The sequence below is a fragment of the Streptomyces sp. NPDC054849 genome (genome assembly GCF_053610945.1).
The window spans coordinates 23298-30132 of the sequence record NZ_JBSGZI010000102.1; the positions used below are offsets into that span (position 1 = coordinate 23298).

General features: G+C 74.9%; 4 protein-coding genes. 3 read left to right on the forward strand and 1 reads right to left on the reverse strand.

The window, feature by feature from the left end:
• Positions 1 to 191 precede the first annotated feature (191 nt).
• Positions 192 to 3203, forward strand: a complete 3012-nt coding sequence (locus ACWGIF_RS31370) for a beta-N-acetylglucosaminidase domain-containing protein (RefSeq protein ID WP_453502541.1) — start codon at positions 192 to 194, stop codon at positions 3201 to 3203.
• Positions 3204 to 3357: 154 nt separating this feature from the next.
• Here ACWGIF_RS31370 and ACWGIF_RS31375 read toward each other — a convergent pair whose 3' ends face one another.
• Entirely contained in the window at positions 3358 to 3894 is a 537-nt protein-coding gene (locus tag ACWGIF_RS31375) for an HNH endonuclease (protein WP_189737015.1), read from the reverse strand.
• A gap of 285 nt (positions 3895 to 4179) precedes the next feature.
• Here ACWGIF_RS31375 and ACWGIF_RS31380 point away from each other — a divergent pair, with 285 nt between their 5' ends.
• Together ACWGIF_RS31380 and ACWGIF_RS31385 are read left to right on the forward strand one after the other, a co-directional pair.
• Entirely contained in the window at positions 4180 to 5259 is a 1080-nt protein-coding gene (locus ACWGIF_RS31380; RefSeq protein ID WP_453502543.1) for a mechanosensitive ion channel family protein, read from the forward strand.
• A 124-nt stretch (positions 5260 to 5383) separates the two neighbouring features.
• A complete protein-coding gene (locus ACWGIF_RS31385; RefSeq protein ID WP_453502544.1) occupies positions 5384 to 6664 on the forward strand; it encodes an ROK family protein in 1281 nt (426 codons plus the stop codon).
• Positions 6665 to 6835: the final 171 nt, after the last annotated feature.

Here is a 6835-nt window from a genome sequence, read left to right on the forward strand (position 1 = left end):
GGGTGAGTCAGAAGCGTGGTGCAGAAGGGCGGGACGCCGCCGGGGAACACGGCAGCCATACCCACTCGGAGGGACCGCATTCCTGGCACATCCGGGGCAGATCACCCGCCCGCATTGACACTCCAGCCGCACGAGTGGTGGGCTCGGGCTCATTCGTGCGAGTGGGGGACGTCTCGGGACGAGGAGGCTCTGTGCAGCTCAGGGGCAGGAAGCGGGCGACGGCCGCCGCCGTGGCGGTGATCGGGTCGCTGCTGGGCGGAGCCGTGGCCTCCGCGCCACCGGGTACTCTCGCGGCGCCCTCCGCCCCGGACACGCCGACCCGCGCACCGGCCGGCGGCGGCGCCGCCGCCGCGGTCGGCGCCAACGGCACCGTCGGCCCCGTGCTCGACCCCGGCGCCGACACACCCCGGACGGCCGCCGACGGGCCCGCCGTGTGGCCCCGGCCGCAGTCGATGACCGCCGATCCGGCGCGCGAGGTGCCGCTGGGCACGGAGGCCGTGCTGGTCGCTCCGGCCGACGCCGACCCGCACGCCGTCCAGGTGGTGCGCGAGGCCCTGCGCAAGGCGGGCGTGCGGACCGTGCACGAGCCGGCCCCCGGGGCACCGCTGCCCGACCGGGGCACCCTCGTACGGCTCCAGGACGCGGGCGCGCAGGAGGCCCTGCTGGCGCTGGGCGCGACCGCGGCCACGGACCTGCCGAACGGCGGCTACCGGCTGGCCGTGGGACGGCCCGGCGGGCGGGACACTGTCGCACTGGCCGGCGTCGGCGAGGAGGGGCTCTTCCACGCGGCGCAGACGCTGCGCCAGCTGATCGCGGCGGGCGGCGGGAAGGTGCCCGGGGTCCTGGTGCGGGACTGGCCGGCCGCTCCGGTGCGCGGGATCACCGAGGGCTTCTACGGGCAGCCGTGGACCGGGGAACAGCGCCTCGCCCAGCTGGACTTCATGGGCCGCACCAAGCAGAACCGGCTGCTGATCGCGCCCGGCGACGACCCGTACCGCACGACGGGCTGGCGCGAGGACTATCCGCAGGAGCGGCAGCAGGAGTTCCGCGCCCTGGCCGAGCGGGCCCGCGCCAACCGGGTGGTCCTGGCCTGGGCGGTCACCCCCGGGCAGTCGATGTGCCTGTCCTCGGCGGCCGACCGGGCGGCGCTCGCCCGCAAACTGGACGCGATGTGGGACCTCGGCTTCCAGGCCTTCCAGGTGCAGTTCCAGGACGTCAGCTACACCGAGTGGGGCTGCCGGGCGGACCGGGAGCGGTACGGGAAGGGGCCGGCGGCGGCCGCGAAGGCGCACGCGGAGGTCGCCAACGAGCTGGCGGCGCACCTGGCCGCCCGGTATCCGGGCGCGCCCGCGCTGTCGCTGCTGCCGACCGAGTACTACCAGGAGGGCGCCACCACCTACCGGACCGCCCTGGCGGGCGCGTTGGACGCCCGGGTGCAGGTGGCCTGGACGGGCGTGGGCGTGGTGCCGCGCACGATCACGGGCAGGGAACTGGCCGGGGCGCGCTCCGCCCTGGGACAGCAGCCCCTGATCACCATGGACAACTACCCCGTCAACGACTGGGATCCGGGCCGCATCTTCCTCGGCCCGTACGCCGGCCGCGATCCCGCGGTGGCGGGCGGCTCGGCGGCGCTGCTGGCCAACGCGATGCAGCAGCCCATCCTGTCGCGGATCCCGCTCTTCACGGCGGCGGACTTCGCCTGGAACCCGCGCGGCTACCGGGCCGGCGAGTCCTGGCAGGCGGCGGTGCGCGATCTCGCGGGCTCCGACCCGCGGGAGCGCGAGGCGGTGGCGGCGCTGGCCGGGAACACCGCGTCGTCCGGGCTCAAGCAGGAGGAGTCGGCGTACCTGAAGCCGTTGGTCGAACAGTTCTGGAAGGCCCGGGCCGCGGGTGATCCGGCGGCCGGGACCGAGCTGCGCAAGGCGTTCACGGTGCTGCGCGAGGCCCCCGCCCGGCTGACCGCCCTGTCGGACGAGGCGGGCCCCTGGCTGGAGCGGCTGTCGCGCTACGGAGCGGCCGGCGAACTGGCCGTGGACGTCCTGCAGGCCCAGGCCCGCGGGGACGGGGCGGCCGCCTGGCAGGCCTCCCGGGCCCTCGCCGAGGCACGCACGGCGCTGGCCGAGCCGGGACCCGCCCAGGTGGACAAGGCCGTCCTGGACCCCTTCCTGGCGAAGGCGGCGGCGGAGGCGGACGCCTGGACCGGTGTCGCCCGCGCGACCGGCACGGTGACGAAGGACGCGCAGGCCTGGACGGTGCGGCTGGACTCCGCGCGACCGGTGTCGGCGGTGACCGTGATGACGGACCCGTTCCCGGCGGGCGCGCGGGGCGCCGTGGTGGAGGTCCACGTACCGGGCGAAGGCTGGCGCAAGGTCGCCGACGCGGCGGCGTCGGGCTGGACCCAGGTCGACACGGCGGGGCTGCGCGCGGACGCGGTGCGCCTGGCCTGGGCCGGGGCCGCGCCCGCGGTGCACCGGGTGGTCCCGTGGTTCGGGGACGGCCCCCGGGCCCGCTTCGAGCTGGCGGACGGGGGCAAGGCCGACGCCGAGATCGGCGGCGCCCCGCAGCGGGTCTCGGCTCAGCTGTCCGCCCTGGGCCCCGGCGAGGTCCGCGGCCCGCTGTCGGCGCAGCCGCCGGCGGGCATCGAGGTCCGCCTCCCGCAGGTCGCGGTGGTGCCGCGCGGCGGTCAGGCCTCCATCCCGCTGGAGGTCAGCGTCGCCGCGACGACCCCGCCGGGCAGCTACCAGGTCCCGGTGACCTTCGACGGGGAGACCCGCACGCTGACCGTGCGGGCGGTGCCCCGTACCGGCGGCCCGGACCTGCTGCGCACCGCGCGGGCGAGCTCCTCGGCGGACGAGACCCCCGCCTTCCCGGCCTCCGCGGCCGTGGACGGCTCGGCGACCACCCGCTGGTCCTCACCCGCGGTGGACGGCGCGTGGTGGCAGGCGCAGCTGCCCGCCCCGGCGCGGATCGGGCGGCTGGAGCTCCACTGGCAGGAGGCGTACCCGTCGGCGTACCGGGTGGAGACCTCCGCGGACGGGGTGACCTGGCGGTCGGCGGCGGCCGTCACGGCCTCCCGGGGCGGCCACGAGTCCTTCCGGCTGGACGCCCCGGACACCCGTTTCCTGCGGGTCACGTGCGACCGGCGCGCGACGCGCTACGGGTGCTCCCTCTGGTCGGCGGAGGCGTACGCGGTCACGCCGTAGCCGGGGCGGGGCCGCGTCGGCGCCGGGGCCCGCACGTGTCCGGGTGCGGCACCGCTGCAGGGAGGGGGCCGGCCCCGGACCTCGCGCCTCGAACGCGGGCGGGGTTGGAGAACCTGAGGCGCGGGTCCGAGGCGGAGCCCCGGGAGGCCGGGCCCTATGACGCCGCGACTCCGATGCGCTCCAGCGCGTCCTCGGCCCCGTACGGCTGGAGGTACGGCATCCACCGCGGATCCCGGTGCCCCGTGCCGATGATGCGCCAGGCCAGGCCCGAGGGAGGCGCCGGCTGGTGGCGCAGGCGCCAGCCGAGTTCCAGCAGGTGCCGGTCGGCCTTGACGTGGTTGCAGCGGCGGCACGCAGCGACGACGTTGTCCCAGGCGTGCTGGCCGCCCCGGCTGCGCGGGATGACGTGGTCGACGCTGGTGGCGACGGCCCCGCAGTACATGCAGCGGCCGCCGTCGCGCGCGAACAGGGCGCGCCGGGTGAGTGGAACGGGCCCCCGGTAGGGGACCCGCACGAAGCGCTTGAGCCGAACCACGCTGGGAGCGGGGACGACCCTCGTCGCGCTGTGCAGATAGGCGCCGGATTCCTCCAGGGAGACTGCCTTGTTCTCCAGGACGAGGACGAGCGCGCGGCGGAGCGGTACGACGCCGAGGGGCTCGTACGACGCATTGAGGACCAGGACGTGCGGCACGGACTGCCTCCTTGTACGCCGGCGGCGCGTGGCTCGCGCCGGGACGATCTGCTCTCCAGTCTCTCCTTACGGCTGGTCGAAGCGCCACCACGAGCCCGTAACGGGTCCGAGGTGTTTTCAACCACAGTCAGTTCATCCCCAGGTGAGTCTGGTCTCTCCCTCGAACAGGGCGCCAAGGTGAAGGGATTGCCCCGTTAGTGTGGTTGTTCTGCACGCACACCCGACCCCGGACTCCGTCCAGGGGGGACCCCGGCGGGCAGACCGCTATACCTGGAGGTTTCCGTCGTGCCCTGGCCCGCCGCTCTGCTGCCGTCGGCAGCCGAAGTCCCGGACGCGCCCGCCTCGGTCAAGGAGGCGCAGGCAAGCGTCACCGAGGCCGCCAGCTTCATCGAGCAGAACTGGGCCACCTGGCTGAGCATCGGTCTGCGGATCCTGCTGATCGTCGTCATAGCGGCGGTCATCCGCTCGGCGGTCCGCAAGGCGCTGACCAAGCTGATAAACCGGATGAACTCCAGCGCCGAGGCGGTCGAGGGCACGGCGCTCGGCGGGCTGCTGGTCAATGCCGAGCGGCGGCGCCAGCGTTCGGAGGCGATCGGCTCGGTCCTGCGATCGGTGGCTTCGTTCCTGATCCTCGGTACGGCCGCTCTGATGGTCCTGGCCGCGCTGAAAATCGATCTGGCCCCGCTGCTCGCGAGTGCCGGTGTGGCCGGTGTGGCCATCGGTTTCGGCGCCCGCAACCTGGTGACCGACTTCCTGTCCGGCGTCTTCATGATCATGGAAGACCAGTACGGGGTGGGCGACAAGATCGACGCGGGCGTGGCCTCGGGCGAGGTCATAGAGGTCGGACTGCGTGTGACCAAGCTCCGCGGGGACAACGGCGAGATCTGGTACGTGCGCAACGGCGAGATCAAGCGGATCGGCAACCTCAGCCAGGGCTGGGCGACGGCGGGCGTGGACGTCCAGGTCAAGCCCTCGGAGAGCCTGTCCAGGATCCGCGAGGTGGTCCAGGAGGTCGCCGACGCCATGGCGAAGACGACCCCGTGGGACGAGCGCCTGTGGGGCCCCGTCGAGGTGCTGGGCCTGGACGAGGTGCTGCTCGCCTCGATGACGGTGAAGGTCTCCGCGAAGACGATGCCGGGCCAGCAGTTCGCGGTGGAGCGGGAGCTGCGCTGGCGGATCAAGGAGGCCTTCGACGCCGCGGGCATCCGGATCATCGGCGGTGTGCCGGCCGAGGACGAGGACGAGGCCCCGGCGGATCCGTCGGCCGCCGTGGCCCCGCCGTCCGCACTGGCGAACCCGGCCTCCCCGCAGTCGCTGGCCACCGCCCCGATCCCGCCGCCGGCCGGGCCGCGCATCACCAAGTAGCCGCGCCCACTCCGCTGCCCCGCAGGTCCTTCGTGGACGACCTGCGGGGCAGCGCCATTGACACGGCTCGAACAGTGATAGGAAACTTACCTAACAGATCACTTCGGTGAGGGAGAGCCGCTCGATGCCCGCCGCCACGCCCGGAACGCCCAGCCTGTTGCGCGCCATGAACGACCGGGCCGCACTCGAACTCCTGCTGACGCACGGCCCCCTGTCCCGGACCCGCATCGGCCACCTGACCGGACTGTCCAAGCCCACCGCCTCCCAGCTGCTGGCCCGCCTGGAAGCCGCCGGACTCGTCGTGGCCACCGGCACCGACGGCGGTCGCCCCGGCCCCAGCGCCCAGCTGTACGCGATCAACCCGCGGGCCGCGTACGTCGGCGGCCTCGACGTCACCCCGGGACGCGTACTGGCCGCCGTCGCCGACCTCACCGGCACGGTGATCGCCTCCCACGAGGTCCCGTACACGGAGGGTGCGCAGGCCCTCGACCAGGTGACCGAAGCCCTCGGCGGAGCCGTCAAGGCCGCCGGACTGCACCGCTCCGACCTGCACCGGGTGGTCATCGCCACACCGGGCGCCTTCGACCCGCACACCGGCCGGCTGCGCTACGCCAGCCACCTCCCCGGCTGGCACTCCCCCACCCTCCTCGACGACCTGGCGGCGGCCCTGCCGATGCCCGTCGAGTACGAGAACGACGTCAACCTCGCCGCCGTCGCCGAACAGCGCCTCGGCGCGGCCCGCGGCCACGAGGACTTCGTCCTGCTGTGGAACGAGGAGGGCCTCGGCGCCGCCCTGGTGCTGGGCGGCCGGCTGCACCGCGGCTGGACCGGCGGCGCGGGCGAGGTGGGCTTCCTGCCCGTGCCGGGCCGCCCGCTGGTCCGGCAGGTCGCCCGGGCGAACTCCGGCGGCTACCAGGAGCTGGCCGGCGTGGAGGGGCTGCCTCTGCTCGCCGCGGAGCTGGGCGTCGATGCCCCGCCCGGGCCCGCCCCCGATCTCGCAGACGCCACTGACGCCACGGACGCCGCCAAGACGCCTGACGCCCCGCCCGGCCCGCGCGGCCCGCACAGCCCGGAGGTCGCGGTCGCCGTCGCGCTGCTCGCGCGGGCCGCCGCCACGCCCGAGGGGCCGCACCTGGCCTTCCTCCAGGCCTACGCCACCGCGCTCGCCACCGGACTCGCCTCGGTCGTCGCCGTGCTGGACCCGGAGATCGTGGTCCTCGCCGGGGCCGCGATCAGCGCGGGCGGTGAGCCGCTGCGCGCGCTGCTGGAGGCCGAGGTCGCCGAACTGGCCCCCTCCCGGCCCCGGCTGGTCCCCGGCGAGGTACGGGAACGGCCGGTCCTGCACGGCGCGCTGGAGAGCGCGCTGGCCGCCACCCGGGACGAAGTGTTCGACACCTCCCGCTGAACCGCCCCACCCACACCACCGGCTCCCCACGCGCCCCATCCCGCCCCGCACCCCACCGGTCTCTCCCCCGGCACCTCCCCCGTTATCTTTTTCGCGGTCCTGCAATGGGGCCGCTGGCCTCCGGGCCCGGTATGACTGTGTCCCTAAGAATGTAAGGCGGTCCGGGAGGAC

What these genes read in the sequence shown, in the direction of transcription:
- ACWGIF_RS31385 (WP_453502544.1), top strand. Translation starts at nt 5,384, where the DNA reads ATGCCCGCCGCCACGCCCGGAACGCCCAGCCTGTTGCGCGCCATGAAC.